We start from the raw sequence: 19568 nt of genomic DNA, 5'->3' as shown, positions 1-19568 counted from the left end.
ATCCTCCTCTCCTACAGTCAAAAGTTTCGCTTGATTTTCTGCGTTTCAAACGTTCAATGTTCAGATGATCTTATATATAGCACCAGGTAATTGGGTAATCTGCTTTTTTATGATTAAAGATAACAGAACTGAATGCAAATGTCCAAAATCCCATCGGCTTCGTAGCAGCAGTTCGTCCAGCGTGAACGGCCCCTGCTCCAGTATATGGTATAGTTGCAGCTCGTCGGTTGTCAAATGGCCCGTTCCGCTCGCGGCCTCTTTTACCTGGCGTTCCCTATTGTATGTATTCTCGTGCCGGTTTGGCAACCATGAATCATATTCCTCGAGAACGTCGTCCGCGCTGCAGGCCATTTTGGCCCCCTGCCGGATCAGGTTTAAAGCCCCCTTGCTTTTCGGGGAATTCGCCTGCCCCGGCACGGCAAAAACGTCGCGCCCCGCATCCAGCGCCGCGTCCGCCGTAATGAGCGATCCGCTCCGTTCATCCGCCTCCACTACGATCGTGCCCAGCGACAAGCCGGCAATGATGCGGTTCCGCTGCGGAAACAATCCCGGATGAGGTCTTGTCCCGGGAGGATATTCCGTCACGATCAATCCGCGATCGCCGATTCTGGCAAAAAGCGATTTGTTTTCCGGCGGATAAACGATATCGATGCCCGTCGCGATGACCGCAACCGTCCTGCCTCCGCATAATAACGCAGCTTCGTGGCAAATGCTGTCGATTCCTCTGGCGAGCCCGCTGACGACGGCCAGTCCCGCTTCGCATAATCCCTGCGCCAGCTCCGCCCCCATTTTCCGCCCGTATGCCGTCGGAACCCTAGTTCCGACCATGGCAACCGACGGCACATGGAGCAGCCGGAGATCCCCTTTTCCATAAAGCACGTGCGGAGGATCGGGGCTTTCCTTCAGCAGCGCCGGATAATGCTCATCCAAAATGGTGACCACGCGGGTGCCCGCATCCCTTTCTTTTTCTTCCCGTTTCCGCAAAATATAGTCGGCCGTGAGCTCTTTTGCCAACCGCTCCGACAGGCCGGCGGAAAAACCGCATTTTTCCCAATCCCTACTATTAAAATGGATCATCTCTTCCGTCAGCATACCTTCCGACAGGATTCGTGCGATGCTTTTTCTGCCCAGCCCTTTGAATTCATGCAGACCGATCAGCAGCCAGCGCTTATTCATCATGATTCACCTCAGGCAACGAATTGAAATGCAAAAAAAGCAACCCTTTATTCCCCTGGAGGAAATAAAAGGTTGCTTACCTTTGATCCTATAATAACCCGAATGCAGATTAGTGTGTCAAGCATTTATCCAGCAGGCCGCGTTCCTTCAAAACGTCGACCAGCGTGGAGCCCATTTCGGAAGGCGTCGGAGCGACTTTGATGCCACACTCTTCCATTTTGGCGATTTTTTCTTTCGCCGTGCCTTTGCCGCCGGAAATGATGGCGCCTGCATGGCCCATGCGTTTTCCCGGAGGAGCGGTAACGCCGCCGATAAAGCCGACGACAGGTTTCGTCATGTTGTCGCGGATCCATTCCGCGGCTTCCTCTTCGGCCGTGCCGCCGATTTCGCCGATCATGATGACCGCATAAGTATTCGGATCTTCGTTAAAACGCTTCAGCACGTCGATGAATTCCGTGCCTTTGACCGGATCGCCGCCGATGCCCACCGCCGTGGATTGGCCGATGCCGCGGGTCGTCAGCTGATGGACGGCCTCGTACGTCAACGTTCCGCTGCGGGATACGACGCCTACATGGCCAGGCGTATGGATGTAGCCGGGCATGATGCCGATTTTGCATTCGCCGGGCGTGATGACGCCAGGGCAGTTCGGTCCGATCAGGACGGTCTTTTTGCCTTCCATGTAACGGGCAACCTTGACCATGTCAAGTACCGGAATGCCTTCGGTGATGCAGATGACGAGCTCCATTTCGGCTTCAACCGCTTCCATGATGGAGTCCGCGGCAAATGCCGGCGGTACGTAAATAACGCTCGCCGTGGCGCCTGTAGCCGCTTTGGCTTCGGCAACCGTATTGAACACGGGCAGGCTGACGGACGTTCCGTTTTCAAGCTCGATGTCGACGGTTGTGCCGCCTTTGCCCGGGGAAGTGCCCCCCACCATTTGCGTTCCGTAATCAAGGGCTCCTTTTGCATGGAAAAGGGCGGTTTTCCCGGTGATGCCCTGGGTAATCACTTTTGTATTTTTATCGACCAAAATACTCACGATTCGTTCACATCCCCTAATCTTATTTAAAGGTCCTTATTTTACGAGCGAGACGATTTTTTGCGCGCCGTCGGCCATGGAATCGGCTGGAACGATGTTCAAGCCGGATTCGGCCAAAATCTTCTTGCCGAGATCCACGTTGGTGCCTTCCAGGCGCACGACCAGCGGACGGGTCAAACCAAGCTGTTTCGCCGCTTCGACCACGCCTTCGGCGATGACGTCGCAACGCATGATGCCGCCGAAAATGTTGACGAAAATGCCTTTGACCTGCTCGTCGGAGAGAATGATTTTGAACGCCTCCGTTACTTTCTCGGTGGTTGCGCCGCCCCCAACGTCAAGGAAGTTGGCAGGGTCGCCGCCGTAGTATTTGATGATATCCATCGTTGCCATGGCAAGGCCCGCGCCGTTAACCATGCAGCCGATGTTGCCGTCAAGGGCGATGTAGCTCAGGTCGTATTTGGATGCTTCGATTTCTTTTTCGTTTTCTTCGTCCAGATCACGGAGCTCCTGAATGTCCTTGTGGCGGAACAATGCGTTGGAGTCAAAGTTCAGTTTGGCGTCCAGCGCCATGACGTTGCCGTCACCCGTCACAACCAGCGGGTTGATCTCCGCGATCGAGCAGTCTTTATCCACGAAAGCCGTATAAAGGGCCATCATAAATTGAACGGCTTTGTTTACCAATTCTTTCGGAATGTTGATGGCATAAGCAAGTCTGCGGGCTTGGAAAACCTGCAGTCCTACGGCCGGATCAACGACTTCCTTGAAGATTTTCTCCGGAGTTTTCGCAGCCACTTCTTCGATCTCCGTGCCGCCTTCCTCCGATCCCATCATCACGACGCGGCCCGTTGCGCGGTCGACGACGACGCCCACGTAATATTCCTTCCGGATATCGCAGCCTTCTTCGATGAGAAGACGTTTTACTTCCTTCCCTTCCGGACCTGTCTGATGCGTAACGAGAACCTTGCCGAGGATTTCTTCGGCGTAGGCGCGGACTTCGTCCAGATTTTTCGCTACCTTGACGCCGCCTGCCTTACCGCGTCCGCCCGCATGGATTTGGGCCTTGACGACCGTGACCTGGCTGCCAAGCTCTTTCGCCGCTTCGACGGCTTCTTCCACCGTATAAGCGACCTTTCCGTTCGGAACGGTAACCCCATACTGCTTCAATACCTGTTTTCCTTGATATTCATGGATATTCATTTACGGAATCCTCCTATCAACATGACTGCTACAAGGCGGGCTTTTCTCTTGGAAAATAATATAAACCCAAGCTATTGTACCACGTTTTTAAAACGCTTACCTTAAGAAACTGAGGGAATATCGACAGCTTTTTGATATCGGTTTAATCCGTTTGAGAGAATATTTGGGATTTTTTTCCATAATCATTCGTTTTGTTGTTCTCCGGCTCCGGATTTTGCTTGTCTACTTCAACCGGGCCTGAAAAATCGACACTTTTAGACCGGCCGGCCGCTCCCCTTAGGCCTCAGCGCTTTTCCCTCGCTTCCCGGCTTATATTACCACAACATTTGGAAAATATTAATCCTTTGGCAGCTTTTGCAATGACGTTCCCGAAGGATATCCGCAGTCCCCCTAAACAGCAGCCTTGACTTTTCCCTGCCGCAAAATTACAATTTGATCAATATCGATGTTCGAAAATAAGGAAGCACCTTTTTTCGACAGACACGTCGCTGCATTTGGGCAGTAGAACCGATCTGTTTGGAAAGGGTGCTTTTGTCGTATGTACGGAAAAATGTACAGTGCATGTTTATACGGAATTGATGGGGTTCTGATCCAGGTTGAGGTCGATATTTCGAACGGTCTTCCCCAAACGTCGATCATCGGCTTGCCCGACTCGGCCATTCGCGAGGCGGTGGAACGCGTTCGGGCGGGAATCAAAAACTGCGGGTTCACCTTCCCCTTGCAGCGTACGACCATCAACCTGGCGCCGGCCGATTTGCGCAAGGAAGGCTCCGCCTTCGACCTGGCCATCGCCCTCGGCATTTTGTGCACCAGCGGTCAGCTCGTCCTTCCCGGAGACGAAAAGCTCCTCATGATCGGGGAAATGGCGCTGGACGGAAGCCTGCGGCCGGTGACGGGCGTATTGTCGATGGTTGACCGGGCCAAACGCGAGGGATTTACCGCCGTCCTGCTCCCCAAGGATAACGCCGCCGAAGCATCCCTCATCGAAAATATGAATATTTATGCACTCAACCACTTGAAAGAGCTCTTCGCTCTCGGGGAAAAGGAGGCCGGGCTGGCGGCCGCGGACAAGAACGGTCCGCTGCGGATTTCGTCTTTGGCGGGCCTGCGGTTTGTTTACAGCCATCCGCCCGGTCAAGAAACGCATCAAGCCGAAGATTATGCGGACGTTCTCGGACAGCATCACGTGAAACGGGCATTAACGATCGCGGCGGCAGGCATGCATAACATCATGCTGATCGGTCCGCCGGGAACGGGTAAAACGATGCTGATCAAACGCCTGCCCACCATTCTCCCGCCCATGACGGAGCAGGAGGCGCTGGAGACGACCAAAATTTTCAGCGCCGCGGGAAAACTGAAGGAACCGGCGGCGGGCCTGCTGCGGACCCGGCCGTTCCGTTCCCCGCATCATACGATTTCGACCGGCGGTTTGATCGGCGGCGGAACGATACCGAAGCCGGGGGAGGTCAGCCTGGCGCATCGCGGCATCCTGTTTCTGGACGAACTGCCCGAGTTTAACCGGCAGGTGCTGGAGGTGCTGCGGCAGCCGCTGGAGGACAAATGCGTGACGATCAGCAGGGCAAGGGCGGTCCATACCTTCCCGGCAAGATTCATGCTGGCCGCATCGATGAACCCTTGCCCGTGCGGGTATTGGGGCAGCGAGCACCCCGGTCATCCGTGCACATGCAGTCCGGCAAGGATCGCGCATTACCGCTCCAAAATTTCCGGCCCGCTGCTGGACCGGATCGATCTGCAGGTCGACGTGCCGAGGCCCAGGGAATGGACGAAAGAAAAGTTCAGCCTGTCCTCCGCGGACATGCGCGCGCAAGTGCTGGAAGCGCATGAAAGGCAAGTAAGGCGTTACCGAATGCTCCAGATGAACTGGAACAGCGAGCTTAGCGGCACAGCGCTCCGGCGGTTTACGAAGCTCGATCCGGATACGGCCGACATGCTTCACCGGACGATCGAGGCCTTGGGACTGAGCATGCGCGCCTATGACCGGATTTTAAAGCTTTCCCGGACGATCGCCGATCTGGACGGAAAGGAAAACATCCTCTCCTCCCATGTCGCGGAGGCGATCCAGTACCGGAACCTGGACCGGCCCCAAACCGAAACGCCGGTGTAGAAAAAAGACTTCCTGAAATGCGTTTCAGGAAGTCTTTTTAGGCTGGGATCCATTCTTCGAACCGAATTCGAAAAATGCTTAGCGGATGAAGTCCATTTGATGTTGCACGGCACGGTGTTCCTTGTTTTCTGATTGGAATTTTGAAGATAAGCCTCCTTCAAAAAGCCCCTTCAATATGCTGAAGCGAGACGACGTTCCGCGCCGCATCCATTTCGATGGCAATGACGTCGAACCGCAAATCCCGATCCTCAAGCCGTTTATAGTGCAGGTACGTTGACGCAATGCCGCGAACCTGCCGGATTTTGCGGTAATCCACCGATTCGGCGGCGGTGCCGTAACGGCTGCCGCTCCGGCTTCGAACCTCGACGATGACCAGCAAACGCCCGAGCTCGGCGACAATATCGATTTCCCCGCTGCGGCAGCGCCAATTGCGGTCTTGTATGGCATAACCTTGGGCCGCCAGATATTCGCATGCAGCCTGCTCGGCCGCCGCTCCTTTTTCGCGGCGGTTATCCTTTTCCCTTTTTATCCGTTCAGCCATTCCTTCTCCTTTTCCCGTGCCAAGCGTTCTGTACGGTAAATATAGCTCAGCACCTCCGCCACAAGCTGGTAAAGCTCGGGAGGAATTTGCTGGTCCAGGTCCAGCTTGGACAGCACCTCCACCAGCGCGGCATCCTCCTGGACGGGAACGCCGTGCTCTTTGGCCTTTTCCAGAATCGCCTCGGCCACTTTGCCCCGGCCTTTGGCCGCCACTACGGGCGCCGCGGCTTCATCCGGCGTATATTTCAAAGCCACCGCCTTTTTCATCGTATAAGGCGGCTCTTGTCCTTTTGCGTTCATACCCGGTAATCCACCCCTCTGTAGCTTTGGGGCACGTATTCGCTGACCGCCGCTTTCGCCTGCATGGCGGACGGCGAAGCCGGTTCCTTTTCGGGCAGGGGCTCCGCCTTTAAGCTCAGCAGCTGATATCCGATCGACTCGATGGCGCCGGCAATTTCATCCCTGTGGTTTTCCAGCAGCTCTCCGGCCCATTCGTGCCGGTTATGCACTTTTAAGGAAACGATCCGGTCGACGACCTGCACGTCCACGAGCGTCTGTCCAAGATGTTTCATCTGCAGGTCGAACCATAAACGGCAGTTGGACGCATCCAGCTCGCCTTTGGCCCCCCGGCGGGATTGGATCTGGATGGATGCCGTCTCCTGCCCGTCCGGCCCGTTCAGCGGCAGCAGAAGCGTTACTTGGGCGAACGGGGCCGTACGGTCCGTATTCAATAGCAGCTGCTGGCCCGTCAAATGCGAAACGAGCTGCTGCGCCGCTTCTTTGAGCTGCGGCGGCGTGTCGTCGTGATTCACCAGCTGAAGCAAAATGCCCTTCAGCGTGTCGTGCTGCGTGCCCGGGCCGTGCAAGGCATGCTCGGCGCGAACCCCGGCCGTTTCCGCGGCCGGGATCTGCGCGGCTGCCGGTTGTATGCCGGCAGCCGCCGGGCGGGCCTGCTGCCCTTGCGCGGCCGGACCTTCGTCCGCGGCCGCAGGCTGCTGCAGGCCCGCTCCGCCCGCGTGCACCGCCGCGGGCGGGTTCCCGGCGGCGGCACCTGCCGCGCCGCCGCCCGTTGCGGGCCCCGGCCCGGTCGGGCCCGCTTCCGCCGTTTGCGCGGGCGGCATCGCCCCGCGCACGCCCTGCTGCTCGTGCTCCGCACCGAGCAGCTTCAGAAGCCGCCCGACCCACGGCTCCGCGCCGGGGGTCTGGGGCGGCTTCGCCTCTGGCGCCGCCGGGCCGCCAGAGGCCGCCTGCGCCGCCGGCTCTTGCGGCGGCGCAGCTCCCCCGGCCGGCACGCCTGCGGCGCCGGCCGCTGCGCCGCTGCCCTGGAGCCCGGCCAGGGCAGGCGCGGCGCGCAGCTGCAGCAGCACCTGCTGCAGCTTGTCCAGCAGCGGCTGCAGCCCGCGATCCGCAGCATGGAGGGCAGCCGCCTTTGCGGCAGCTGCTCCTGGTTCCTGCCCGGCTGCGCCTTCTTTCGCCGGAGAAGCGATCCCTTGCTGCGGCTCCGTTTCCTTGGCGGCCGCCATGCCGTTAGCACCGGACGACAGCGCAGCCTGATCAAGCGCCGCCGGCGTCCCCGCTCCCGCCGCAGGTTTCGCTTGTCCGGCCGAAGCAAGCGCCCCTTCCAGCTGCGCTTCGAGCGCCGAGAGCAGTTCGTGAACCGGCGCGCCAAACACCGCCTGCTGCAAGCCGCGGACGCTTTCGCCGGTCACGGGCAGGCCACGCTGCAGCGCGATCGCAGCGGCCTGAATCCATTCCGCCGTTGGCACGGACGCCGGCTTTTGCTGCAGCATCCGGCCGAACAGCTCCGCGTTTTCCTTCGTCAGCGGAACCCCGCTTGATTGCATCGCTTGAATCATCGTCCGGTTTTCTTCCGTGTCCGCAAGCCCGAGCGCATTCAGCACGTCGGCAACCGATTTCGCCGGCAGCGAGGCATTGGGCGAGCCGGACAACGGCTTCAATACGAGCATGCCTCCGGCTGCAGGCGGCTGCACTTGCAGGAGCGTCGCCTGCCCCTCCTGCAGCGGCGTCTCAAGCATCGCCCTCACCTTGACTCCTTGAATCTGCACGACGGCCTCCTGGCCGTCCTCCGAGACGCTGAGCACCATGCCTCTGACCACCTGGCCTGTTTTCATCTCGAGCTGCTTGGCATCCCCCGTCTTGGCGTCGCCGAGCATGCCGCGAATCAACGAACCGATATTCACGCCTCTTCCTCCTTCAGTCGTACGAACCCTTTTTTCTATATATCGGCGCCAGCCTTCCGGCTGTGAAGAAACGCCCTAAAACAAGGTTTCCTGCACGACCTCCAGGTTTTTCAAAAAGCTGCGCCGGTGCATCGGCGTCGGCCCCAGGGCAAGAATCTGCTCGCGGTGAAGTTTGGTGGCGTAACCTTTATGTATCGCGATTCCGTATTCGGGATATTTCGCTTCCCATTCCCCTTTGCAAAGCCGGTCCCGCGTCACTTTGGCGACAATCGATGCCGCCGCGATGGATTGGCTGCTGGCGTCCCCTTTGATCATGGAAAGCTGCGGCAGGTCGACGTCCACCTTCTCGGCGTCGATGAACAATACGTCCGGCGCCACGGACAATCCGAGAACCGCCCTTTTCATCGCCAGCCTGGCCGCCTGCTTGATGTTGATGCGGTCGATCGTCTCGGCATCCGCATAGCCTACCGACACGTCCACGGCTTGATCCAGGATCTGTTCGTACAGCGCCTCGCGTTTTTTCTCGCTCAGCTTTTTGGAATCGTCCACGCCTTCCAGCACCAGCCCGGCCGGAAGAATGACGGCCGCGGCGACCACGTCCCCGAACAAACAACCGCGCCCTACTTCATCAATGCCAGCGATATATCGATAGGATTGTTCCCAATATTCTTTTTCATGCTTCAACAAGTCCGTCATGCTGTTCCTCCCTGCTCCCATAGGCGGTCAGGGTTCCCTGTCCGCTCAAGCTTCGCTCTCCACATTATACTGGATTCGACGCGGAGCTGCATGGCTTTCCCGTTATTTTCCGTTCAGTCCTCGGCAATCCGCAGATGGATGCTTTGCGGGTTCGGCGGTTTCTGCTGCGAAGCAGCCGGTTTCCCTGACCCCTCTTTGCCGCCGGCTGTTGTTTCCCCCCCGGGAACCGCCCCCCGCTTCATCACTTCAATCAGGCGTTCCGGATCATTGTCCTCGCCCCCTGCATTTACGCGGTATCCGTTGAGCCCCCCTGGCCGGTTGATGCCCGAAAGCACCGTGAAGGATACCCGCATATCCAGGTCCTTGCATATCCGAAGCAATGAGGGCGAAAACACGCCGTAAGGGAAGGCGATGACATGCATGTCGTTGCCGATTTTCTCGCGCAGCACAGCATTGGCTTTTTCCAGATCCCGCCGCACCCGGGCGGCATATTCCTCTTGCGTCTCCTTGCGGCCAAGCTGTTTGCTGTAAACCGGCCCCCTTAAAATCGCTTTGGACCGTTTCCCAGCGGCATCCAGCGGCGCATACTGATGCGAATCGAAGGAGTGGCTGTAAAAGTCGATGCCGCTGGCGTGCATTTCCCGCACCTGCTTCCAGCTCAGCTTCGGAATCCCGGCATGCTGCGGATGATCGATCGTGCCGACGATCAGGAAACTTGTTGCAGGGACCCGGTACTTGAGCAAGAGCGGGTAGACGTACTCGTAAAACGACTCGTACCCGTCATCGAAAGTCATGAGCACCGCGTTCGGGGGCACGGATTTGCCATGCAAAACAAAATCCGCGTATTGCTTCATCGTGATCCATTGGAAGCCATTCTCTTTCATCAGGATCAACTGACGTTCAAACTTGGCGGCATTCAAGCTCTGCTTGTTTTTTTGACCGGGCGTCACCTCGTGGTACATTAACGCAATTACCTTATCGCGGTAATAAACCTTAGCCGGATGTTCTTGTTGAAAAGACGTATCCCGAAGCGGCGCCGGAATGCCGCCGCCCCCGGGCTCCTTTTGAACCGGCCCCGTCCCGACTCCCGTTTTGGCTGCCGCATTGAGCGCTTGGCCGTTCACTCCTTCCGGCCGAACCGCCGTCATCCTCGGCGCAGGCTGCACGAGCCCTCCCTCCGCAGCTGCATGCCCTTCCATCGGCAGGCAGCTTGCCGCACCGATGAGCACCGCAACCGCTCCTGCCGTCACCAGCCGTTTCCGCTTCAATCGCCTCTCCCCTTGCGCCTTAGTTTCGCTTGTTCCCGTAAACCCCTGAGATCCCCGGCAGCCCTTGCCCTTTTTTCCTGGCGTTTGATCGCTGCTGATATTTTTATATTCAAAGTCCGCTAGAAAAAGTCGCCCGGCATCCTGGCGTACGGGAACGAAACCTTGGCTTCGCGGAAACGACCGCGGCAAAAAAAGAGCCGGCTGGCCGGCTCTCCCCTTGAAACACAAAAAAGCCGCCTTCCGGCGGCTGGCTCGTTTTCAATATGCTATCAAGATCAATAAGGCGATTCCAGGGAAAAGCGGCCCATTTTGCCTGCGCGAAGCTCCCTCAGCAGCGTCTTGGAAGCCTTCTCCAGATCGACCCTTCCCCCGCTCACCAAGCAGCCGCGTTTGCGGCCGACCGCTTCCATGATGGCCACGATTTCATCGCTGTCATCCGGGTTATGCGGAGTGTTTTCGTCAAGCTCAAAGCGTTCCCGGAACGCGTCCCAGTAGTATCTGACCAAATATTGCACGGCGAAAAAAGCGATATCCTCGGCGTTCAGGATCTCCTCTTTGATCGCTCCCGTGACGGCCAGTTTGTAACCGACGTTCTGGTCCTCGAATTTCGGCCATAAAATGCCCGGCGTATCCAACAGCTCGATTTCGCCGCCCACCTTGATCCACTGCTGACCTTTCGTTACGCCCGGACGGTCGCCCGTCGCCGCGATGCTGCGCCCGGCAAGCCGGTTGATCAGCGTCGATTTGCCGACGTTCGGAATGCCGACGATCAGCGCCCGGATCGCCCGCGGATTCATGCCTTTGGCGATTTGTTTGTCGATTTTTTCCTTCAAAAGCAGCTTCAGCTGGCCCGGAATGTCCTTGACCCCGGTTCCGCTGGAAGCGTCCACCGGAAATGCCGCATGCCCCTGCTCCTTGAAATAAAGCTGCCATTCCTTCGTGACCGCGGCATCCGCCAAATCCGCCTTGTTCATAATGATCAGCCGCGGCTTGCCCTGCAATATTTCATCGATCATCGGATTGCGGCTGGACAGCGGAAGACGGGCATCGATCAATTCGATGACCACGTCGATCAGCTTCAGCTTTTCCTGTATTTGGCGGCGCGCTCTTGTCATATGACCTGGAAACCATTGAATCGTCACCGTCATCACCTCATTTTTGCCTTAACCAGCCGCTTGACCGGTAGATGGTTTTAATGTTTGATCAATTGGATGTCCTTGATCGGCCAGAAAATCAAATCCGCGCGTCCGACGATATCGCTAAGCGGCACGTACCCGATCATCCGGCTGTCCGTGCTGTCGGAACGGTTGTCGCCCATCACGAACACATGGCCTTCCGGAACTTTCCCGTCCGGGAACGCGGTGTTCGGAAAATCCTTGTCGTTATACAGTTTGCCCTCTTTGTGGCTTTCTTCAATCGCGCCCTGTATGTAAGTTTCGTTGACCGGCTTGCCGTTTACCGTTACCGTATCCCCTTCGACCTTCACCGTATCGCCCGCAACGGCGATGACCCGCTTAATGAAATCCTTGCCTTCGGAAGGAACGTGGAACACAATGACTTCTCCGCGCTGCGGCTTCCGGATGTCGTATAAAATTTCATTGACGATCAGCCGTTCTCCCGTATGGAAATTCGGCTTCATCGAAGGCCCGTCCACAATAAACGGTTTAAAGAGAAGCCAGCGGATGAGAGCTACCAGAATTAAAGCAATGACGATCGCTTTTAACCATTCCACAACTTCATTTTTCGCTTTTTTGGGTGGTTTCTGATCCCGCTCCTGCAATTCCACCCCGTCGCTCTGAATGTCCTGCTGCATACGTCACCGTCCTCTCCTCGCATCATTTTCATGAGCTTGCCGCATTTTCATTTTTTGCCGAAAAGAAAAGCTCCTATACGGAGCCGTAACATTTCTTATCCTAAAACGAAAAGGGCTTGAAATCAAGCCCTTTACGCTGCACCGCATATTAACGGCGAATTTCTTTAATTCTCGCTGCTTTACCGCGAAGTTCACGAAGATAATAAAGCTTCGCACGACGCACTTTACCACGGCGAGCCACTTCGATTTTATCGATTTTTGGCGAGTTGATCGGGAAAGTTCTTTCCACGCCAACACCGTAAGAAATTTTACGAACCGTAAAAGTCTCACTGATTCCGCCACCGCGACGTTTAATAACAACACCTTCGAACAGCTGGATACGTTCGCGAGATCCCTCGATAACCTTTACGTACACTTTCAAAGTGTCTCCAGGACGAAAACTTGGGATATCTTTACGAAGCTGTTCTTGAGTGATCGCTTGTAGGATATTCATCTAGGACTCCCTCCTTCCGTACAGGTGTTCTTGCCTCTTCCGGAAAACCCTTCGTCTTCCTTCATCATCCGCAGCGGACCACCGTATTCCACACAACAGCGTTAATTGTATCATACCGGCATCCCGGTTTGCAACCATGAATTGAACAAGCTTCGGCCGGTTTCCCCTCGTGTCCAAACCTACGCGGGTTTTTCGTGTTACGAACGCTTCATCTAAGCATCGTGATTTCCAACAAAGCCTTTAGAATCAATCATTAAAAAAATTTTGACGTTCTTTCAAAAACCTCTTGAAATTATCTTGAATATAAATAAAATAAATCTAACGTTAAAAATATTTTATCGTCAATAATTTTTGAATGGAGTTGTGGACATGAATGAAACGGTTTTGGTTCAATCGCTCCCCCGGCAGGGGATTCGGGCGTTAAGCGCTCACCGCTCTTACCTGGTCATGATGGCTGCAAAAATCATTTCGCGTTTTGGGGATTCGGTCGATTCCATCGCGTACAGCTGGATGGTTTACATGCTGACAGGGTCCGAAGTGCTCATGGGCACGCTGTTTGCGGTCAATTTTATCCCGGGGATCGCCTTTAGCCCTTTTACGGGCGTTTTGGTTGACCGCTGGTCCAAAAAACGCATCGTCATCATCGCCGGCACCGGACGGGGAGTCATGGTATCGTTGACCGCGCTGCTGTATTTTACCGGCCTTCTCGAGCCTTGGCATTTATTTGCCGTGACGCTGATCAACTCCACTTTCGAATGTTTTTCGACGCCTGCGGAGATGTCGCTTGTTCCCCGTCTTTTGCCCAAAGAATTGCTTTTGACCGGAAATTCGCTGACCTCTTCCGCCTCCCGGACCGCCGAGCTTGGAGGGATGGCCGCCGCAGGCGGGCTCATTGCCCTGGTCGGCATTTCCGGCACGATGGTCGTCGATGCCGCCACTTTTTTGATCGAAGCCCTGCTGTTTTTCTTCGTGCGGCCGCAGCCGGAAGCCCGACAGGCGGACGAAGAAACCGGGGATGCCGCAGCAACGGCCAAAAGCTCTTATTGGAAGCAGTTTGTTTCCGGCCTGCGATTCGTTAAGCAAAAACCGCTCATTCTGATGACCATGCTGGCCGGCGCGTTCGTGAACCTGTGCCTTTGTCCTTGGAACGTGCTGCAGCCCGTCTATGTGAAAGAAGTGCTCCGCTCCGGACCCTTCGGGCTCAGCCTGCTCGGCATTACGCTCGTCGTCGGCATGATCCTCAGCGGTTTATGGATCAGCCAAAAAGGCTCGCGTTACAAAAAAAGCTCCCTCATCGTTTTTGGCTTTCTGCTGCTTGGGGCGGCCTACAGCCTTCTGTACGTTCCGCCTTTGTTTGCCCATAACCCGCTGTATGCGGCCGCCCTGTTCAGCTTCGGCATGGGTTTCGCCATTTCGTTCGTCAACACGCCGATGTCAACGTATACGATGGAGGTTACGCCGCAGCATATGCTTGGGCGCGTCGGAGCGTTGTCCAGCATGATCGTCACCTGCATGATCCCTTTGGGCGGCGTCATCGCCGGCTTTGCGGGCACTCTGCTGAGCGCCAACGTGGTGTTTCTCGTGTTCGGGCTGCTGATGATCGTTCCCGGACTGCTGCTTCTGAGCCAGAAAAGCTTCATGAGCATCTAAATCGCCGGAGGCAAACAAACATTCTTTGTGCTTTATCCCTTCGGGCGATATAATAGGCTTATTGACAAAATGCTCTGATCGTAAAAGCAGGAAATAATGAGGTGCGATTGTATTGGAAACGAAGGAACTGAGCACGATTGAGGAAATACGGATTTACTCCGACCCTTACCGAATGAAAATATTAAGCCATTTCCAGCGGATGGATCACCCGGCGACCATCAAAGAAATTGCCGACGACATGGGCGAAGTGCCCGCGAAGGTCTATTATCACGCCAAAAAGCTGGAAAGCATCGGGATGATTCACGTGGTAAGCACGAAAGAAATCAACGGCATAAACGCCAAATATTACGAGGCATTCAAAGGGGCGGTACGGATCAAACGCGACGACGGCGCCGACGAAGCCGCAAAAAAGATCTTTATCTCGGAAACGCAAAAGCTCCTTTCGGATTTGTACGAAGAAAACAAGCAAAGATTTTTGAAAGCCCAAAGCATGGATCAGCCCCATGGCAATTTGACGCATTCCGAAGTGTACCTGACCGAAGAGGAAGCGAAGGAATTCTTCGAAAAAATCAATCGTTTCGTGGAAGAGCATCATAAACGCAAACATGAGGGCCAAGAAAAATACGATATTTTTACGACGATTACCAAATGGACGGACGATTAAACGGGTACACCCCCGCACGCGCTTCGATTGCTTGGGAATGGCGGGTTTCGTTTTCCCATGCGGCCGTGCGGGTAGGTCTGACCCGAAGCCTTAATGCGAAAAAACCTCGGCTGGCATGCCGAGGTTTTTTTGTGTTCCGGGCGTTGACACCTGCCCGAATCGATTACTTCAAATCTTTTTTGGCAAGGTCATAACCCTTCCATACCGTAAATCCGAGCTTGGCGTAAAAATCGATTAATCCGGTCCAGTCGATGACCAGGTTTTTGACGCCGCGGCTTGCGAGTTCGGCAACGCCGTCCTTGACGATCGCCAGCCCGTAGCCTTTTCCGCGGAAACGGTCGTCCACGCCAAGCGGTCCGATGCCGCCTAGCGGGCTCTCAAACAGCGGGGCCCAATACGTGTTTTGGGCAATCAGCGGAGATTGATCGTCATTGACCCTGCAAAAGCCGATCATTTCGCCGTCCTTAAACAATCCGACAAACTCGCGCCCCGTACCGCCGCGTTCCCAATACGTTTCCGCTTCGTAAAGCCAGCGGCCGGGGAAGCAGCGTTTGAAAAAGCGCAGCATTTCGTCCCGGTCCCCGGCTTCGAGCAGACGGGCGTAAGCCCCGTCAACATACTGCTGGCGTCCTTCGTGTTCGCCCGATGTATTCACCAAGTCATATACGTCGTACAGCACCTCATAGCCTTTGCGCGCAAACCAGGTTTTGGCGTCGGGCAGCTCATGGGGAATCCCCGGGAAGTAATGCCAAGGATCCCGTCCGACATAAGCCAGCTGGGCGCCTGCGTCACGGAGCGCCTGCTCCGCCTGTTCCAGCAAACGGCTGCCGACGCCTTGCCCTCTGACATCGCTGCGGACTAGAATCGCCTGAATCCAGCCTCCGCCGTCGCCAAGCTTCATGCTGCGCTGCTCTTCCTGCCATATTTTCGCAATGACGAAACCTGCTAGACGGCCCTCGTCATCGACCGCCAGCTTAGAGCCGGCTGCGTAAACGTTTTGATCCTGGAACGTATTTTGGCGCATGAGCTGCTCGCGCATCGGAAAAAGCCCGCCAAGCTCCCGATTCCAAAGCTCGCACATGGCAGCCAGCCAATCCTTATGCAGCGGAATGATGTTCACATGAAGTCCCCCCGGAAAAGTAGAATAAATATTTCAAAATTACGATCAAAATATAAAATTTTATTTCATAATGTGATTATATTTTAAATTCGCTTTCGCTTCAACCTTTATCAAAAATAAACCGCTGGATCCGTCACCAGGTCGAGCCTCCCTTTGGAAACGGATGAATCAAAAAGAAGCATCGCAGGAAACCTTATTCCCGCCATCGACCAGCTCCTTTGGTTTATTTGAACGATGGTTTGGTGCAGCGTCCCTCTGGACGTTGACTTCCGTTTAGCCCATAATAGTGACAAGGATTGTCATGATTTAATCATAAATGTACTATGCAAAGGGCGGGATAACACAAGCCGTTTCCGATCCTGCTCGAATGGAGAGATGTTATGTCCAAATCGAAACGACTCATGGAGCTCATGATGGCGGTCAACCGGAAACGCAGCTTTACCGTCAAGGAGCTTGCCTCGGAATTCAACGTGTCGCCCCGAACGATATTGCGCGACCTTCAGGAGCTGAGCGAGCTTGGCGTGCCCCTTTATTCGGAGGTTGGTCCCCACGGCGGCTACCGATTGCTGAACCAGCGAATGCTCCCTCCGATCGCTTTCACCGAAGAGGAAGCGGTGTCGGTGTTTTTTGCCGTTCATGCGTTACGCCATTATTCCTCGCTGCCGTTTGAAGCGGAATCTTCTGCCGCGCTGCAAAAATTTTACCGTTTTATGCCGGAGGACACGCGGGAGCGGATCGATCAGATGAAACATCGGGTCGATTTTGTCACGCCAAAAAGACAAGCGTCCTCCCCTTTCCTGGGCATTCTGCTGAACGCCGCGGTTCGCCAGCAGGTATTAACGATCGATTATGCCTCCAGGCAAAAGCAATCGCAGCGCGACATCCAGCCGATCGGCATCAACACGAGGAACGGTTTTTGGTACTGTCCCGCCTATTGTTTCAATAGCCATAGTTTTCGCGTGTTTCGCTGCGACCGGATCAAGTCTGCCGTTCCTTCGGAAAGACCTCCCGAAAATCTACGGCATATCCATCTGGAAAACTACCATCCCTCGACACATACCAGCCCGGATCAAGTTCCCGTGTACGCCGAACTAACGATGGCGGGGGTTCAAATCTGCGAGGCCGAGGTGTGGAGCGAGAGCCTGCTTCATGTCCGGGAGGACGGCAGCGGCTGGCTTGAAGGCCGCGTTCCGAGCAGCGACCTTCCTTATTTCGCGAAATTCATCGTCGGGTTGGGTGATGAAGCGACGTTGAAACATAGCCCTGAGCTGCTACAGGAGATCCGTCATGTCGTTGCAAACCTGATAAATAAATATGGACAGAATGGACAAACCAAGCTTCAGTGATTCAAATGAAAAACAGCCTGGCTGCAAAGGTTTCCTTTGCGGCCAGGCTGTTTTGCTTGTCACGTGGTTACACTCTTCTCAGGAAATCAACGATGGTCAGCAGACCCAAATCGAAGTTTTCAAGATTGAAATGTTCGTTCGGCGCATGAAGATTTTCGTCCGGAAGGCCAAAGCCCATGCACACGACTGGAGCTTCAAGAACGCGCGAGAACGTTTCGACGATCGGAATCGAACCGCCGTCGCGGGTAAAGACAGGGCGCGTGCCGTATACATGCTCATAGGCGTCGGCCGCTTTTTGCAGCACGGGCGTAGAAGGGTCGATCGTAAACGGATTGCCTTTTTCCATTGGGGTCACGACGATCTTAGCGCCGGTCGGTACATGGCTGTAAAGATGTTTCTCGATTTTGTCGAGAATGTCCTGCGGATCCTGATGACCAACGAGGCGGCAGGTAATTTTCGCATGCGCTTCCTTCGGAATGACCGTTTTGCTGCCTTCCCCTTGGAAGCCGCCGTAAACGCCGTTCAGCTCCAGCGTTGGGCGCGCTCCGGTTCTTTCGGCAAAGGTGAATCCTTCTTCCCCGAACAGGGCGTCCAGACCCAGATCCTGCTTCAGCTTTTCTTCGTCCACGTTTTGTTTTTTGAATTCTTCGCGATCCTCCGGCGTCAATTCCAGCACGCCTTTGTAAAATCCTTCGACGCTGACCCGTCCCTTTTCGTCATGCAGGGAGTCCAGCAAGCTGACCATGGCATGCAGCGCATTCGGAACGCCCCCGCCGTACGAACCGGAATGCAGGTCGGTATTGGCGGTGTGGAGGGCCACTTCGAGGGAGCAAAGCCCGCGCAAGCCCACGCAAATGGCAGGTTTTCCTTTTTCGAGCAGGGAAGTATCGGAAATAAGCACCATATCCGCTTTCAACCGATCCTGATTCTCCTCGAGGAACGTCGGCAGGTTCGGGCTGGATACTTCTTCTTCGCCTTCAACGCAAAATTTGATGTTCACGGGCAGCTGCTTTTCCTGTGCCAGGATCGCTTCGACCGCTTTGATATGTAGGAATAGTTGGCCTTTATCGTCCGTCGCTCCTCTGGCGAACAGTTTGCCGTCGCGAATATCCGGCTCGAACGGCGGCGTTTGCCACAGGTTCAGCGGATCGACCGGCTGCACGTCATAATGGCCGTATACAAGAACTGTCGGTTTGCCTTCGGCATGCAGATGATCGGCATACACGATCGGATGTCCTTTGGTTTCATGAATTGTAACGTTTTCAAGCCCGGCCCGGGTCATCGTCTCGGCAAGCCACTCGGCAGCACGCTTCACATCCGGTTTATGTTCGGACAAAGCCGAAATGCTCGGAATGGACAACCATTCCTTCAATTCGCCCAAATGTTTGTCTCTATTGCCCTGGAAATAATTTTTGTAATCCATGGAGATCCTCCTTCGAAAGATAAGATGATTTGAGCCCCGTCTTTGATGAAGCAAGCGTGAAACCGGCCTATCGGCCGCTTTCACGCTCGTTCTGCAGCCGTTTAAGGATTTGCCGGTCCTGATCGGTAAGTTCGACCTTGTCCAGCAGGTCCGGACGGCGCTCCAGCGTTCGTTTCAAGGCCTGCTCGCGGCGCCACAGCTCAATGTTGGCATGGTGTCCGCTTAGAAGTATATCGGGCACCTTCCAGCCTCTGAACTCTGCTGGACGGGTATAATGCGGATATTCGAGCAATCCCGTGCTGAACGAGTCGGTTACGGCCGAGGTTTCGTTGCCCAGCACTCCCGGCAGCAGACGCACGATCGAATCGATGGCTACCATGGCCGGAAGCTCCCCGCCGGTCAGCACATAGTCCCCAATTGACAACTCGTCCGTCACCAGATGCTCGCGGATCCGTTCATCATACCCTTCGTAATGTCCGCAAATAAAAATAAGATGCTCCTCCTTGGCAAACTCCTCCGCCTTGCGCTGCGTAAAGGTGTCGCCTTGCGGGCACATCAAAATAATGCGGGGAGTCGTGGACGTCCGGGACACCAAATCCTCCACGGCCGAAAAAATCGGCTCCGGCTTCAGCACCATGCCTCCCCCGCCCCCGTACGGCGTATCATCCACCGTCCCGTGTTTGCTGTTGGAATACTCGCGGAAGTTGATCGCATTCAAGCTGACGATGCCTTTCTCCTGCGCTTTTCCGAGTATGCTCGAGCGGAATACGCCGTCCATCATTTCCGGGAACAATGTCAGCACATCGACCTTCATCAT

At 55.4% G+C, this 19568-nt stretch carries 18 protein-coding genes; 4 read left to right on the top strand and 14 right to left on the bottom strand.

The window, feature by feature from the left end:
• Positions 1-60: 60 nt before the first annotated feature.
• The 3 genes from dprA to sucC form a co-directional block, all read right to left on the bottom strand.
• Positions 61-1176 (bottom strand): DNA-processing protein DprA, encoded by a 1116-nt coding sequence (gene dprA / locus AC27KL_RS07810; RefSeq protein WP_487169356.1) that lies wholly within the window; start codon positions 1174-1176, stop codon positions 61-63.
• 109 nt (positions 1177-1285) lie between these two features.
• Entirely contained in the window at positions 1286-2215 is a 930-nt protein-coding gene (sucD, locus tag AC27KL_RS07805) for a succinate--CoA ligase subunit alpha (protein WP_212948912.1), read from the bottom strand.
• Positions 2216-2251: 36 nt separating this feature from the next.
• A complete protein-coding gene (sucC, locus tag AC27KL_RS07800) occupies positions 2252-3412 on the bottom strand; it encodes an ADP-forming succinate--CoA ligase subunit beta (RefSeq protein WP_036706887.1) in 1161 nt (386 codons plus the stop codon).
• A gap of 538 nt (positions 3413-3950) precedes the next feature.
• Here sucC and AC27KL_RS07795 point away from each other — a divergent pair.
• The gene (locus tag AC27KL_RS07795) at positions 3951-5537 is read left to right on the top strand and encodes a YifB family Mg chelatase-like AAA ATPase (RefSeq protein WP_487169355.1); all 1587 of its coding nucleotides are present in this window, start codon (positions 3951-3953) and stop codon (positions 5535-5537) included.
• Between the two features lie 157 nt (positions 5538-5694).
• Here AC27KL_RS07795 and AC27KL_RS07790 read toward each other — a convergent pair whose 3' ends face one another.
• From AC27KL_RS07790 to rplS, 8 genes are all read right to left on the bottom strand, one after another.
• Positions 5695-6078, bottom strand: a complete 384-nt coding sequence (locus AC27KL_RS07790) for a YraN family protein (protein ID WP_487169354.1) — start codon at positions 6076-6078, stop codon at positions 5695-5697.
• A complete protein-coding gene (locus AC27KL_RS07785) occupies positions 6063-6377 on the bottom strand; it encodes an EscU/YscU/HrcU family type III secretion system export apparatus switch protein (protein ID WP_487169353.1) in 315 nt (104 codons plus the stop codon). Before AC27KL_RS07785 ends, AC27KL_RS07790 begins: the two co-directional genes overlap by 16 nt.
• On the bottom strand, positions 6374-8278 hold the full coding sequence (locus tag AC27KL_RS07780) for a hypothetical protein (RefSeq protein WP_487169352.1): 1905 nt from the start codon (positions 8276-8278) through the stop codon (positions 6374-6376). The genes AC27KL_RS07785 and AC27KL_RS07780 overlap by 4 nt, the downstream gene beginning before the upstream one ends.
• Before the next feature lie 75 nt (positions 8279-8353).
• A complete protein-coding gene (locus AC27KL_RS07775) occupies positions 8354-8974 on the bottom strand; it encodes a ribonuclease HII (RefSeq protein WP_487169351.1) in 621 nt (206 codons plus the stop codon).
• 113 nt (positions 8975-9087) lie between these two features.
• Entirely contained in the window at positions 9088-10242 is a 1155-nt protein-coding gene (locus tag AC27KL_RS07770) for a polysaccharide deacetylase family protein (RefSeq protein WP_487169350.1), read from the bottom strand.
• A 275-nt stretch (positions 10243-10517) separates the two neighbouring features.
• Positions 10518-11384, bottom strand: a complete 867-nt coding sequence (ylqF, locus tag AC27KL_RS07765) for a ribosome biogenesis GTPase YlqF (RefSeq protein WP_487169349.1) — start codon at positions 11382-11384, stop codon at positions 10518-10520.
• 50 nt (positions 11385-11434) lie between these two features.
• Positions 11435-12055 carry a signal peptidase I gene (gene lepB, locus AC27KL_RS07760; RefSeq protein WP_212948905.1) on the bottom strand — a complete coding sequence of 207 codons (621 nt, stop codon included), beginning with the start codon at positions 12053-12055 and terminating at the stop codon, positions 11435-11437.
• A 148-nt stretch (positions 12056-12203) separates the two neighbouring features.
• Positions 12204-12548, bottom strand: coding sequence for a 50S ribosomal protein L19 (gene rplS, locus AC27KL_RS07755; protein WP_036714491.1), 345 nt, complete (start codon positions 12546-12548; stop codon positions 12204-12206).
• Between the two features lie 369 nt (positions 12549-12917).
• Here rplS and AC27KL_RS07750 point away from each other — a divergent pair, with 369 nt between their 5' ends.
• Both AC27KL_RS07750 and AC27KL_RS07745 read left to right on the top strand, forming a co-directional pair.
• Positions 12918-14198 (top strand): MFS transporter, encoded by a 1281-nt coding sequence (locus AC27KL_RS07750; RefSeq protein ID WP_487169348.1) that lies wholly within the window; start codon positions 12918-12920, stop codon positions 14196-14198.
• Between the two features lie 112 nt (positions 14199-14310).
• Complete coding sequence (locus AC27KL_RS07745) at positions 14311-14862, top strand: winged helix-turn-helix domain-containing protein (protein WP_212948901.1); 552 nt, start codon at positions 14311-14313, stop codon at positions 14860-14862.
• 163 nt (positions 14863-15025) lie between these two features.
• Here AC27KL_RS07745 and AC27KL_RS07740 read toward each other — a convergent pair whose 3' ends face one another.
• A complete protein-coding gene (locus tag AC27KL_RS07740; protein ID WP_339321346.1) occupies positions 15026-15982 on the bottom strand; it encodes a GNAT family N-acetyltransferase in 957 nt (318 codons plus the stop codon).
• 380 nt (positions 15983-16362) lie between these two features.
• On the opposite strand from AC27KL_RS07740, the gene AC27KL_RS07735 reads away from it, so the two are divergent.
• Entirely contained in the window at positions 16363-17328 is a 966-nt protein-coding gene (locus tag AC27KL_RS07735) for a helix-turn-helix transcriptional regulator (protein WP_487169347.1), read from the top strand.
• Between the two features lie 67 nt (positions 17329-17395).
• Here AC27KL_RS07735 and AC27KL_RS07730 read toward each other — a convergent pair whose 3' ends face one another.
• Positions 17396-18751, bottom strand: a complete 1356-nt coding sequence (locus tag AC27KL_RS07730) for a dipeptidase (protein ID WP_487169346.1) — start codon at positions 18749-18751, stop codon at positions 17396-17398.
• A gap of 67 nt (positions 18752-18818) precedes the next feature.
• Positions 18819-19565 (bottom strand): tRNA (guanosine(37)-N1)-methyltransferase TrmD, encoded by a 747-nt coding sequence (gene trmD, locus AC27KL_RS07725; protein ID WP_339325188.1) that lies wholly within the window; start codon positions 19563-19565, stop codon positions 18819-18821.
• Positions 19566-19568: the final 3 nt, after the last annotated feature.

This window comes from Paenibacillus sp. YAE3, from assembly GCF_057546105.1.
This window is presented reverse-complemented; position numbering and strand designations above follow the sequence as displayed.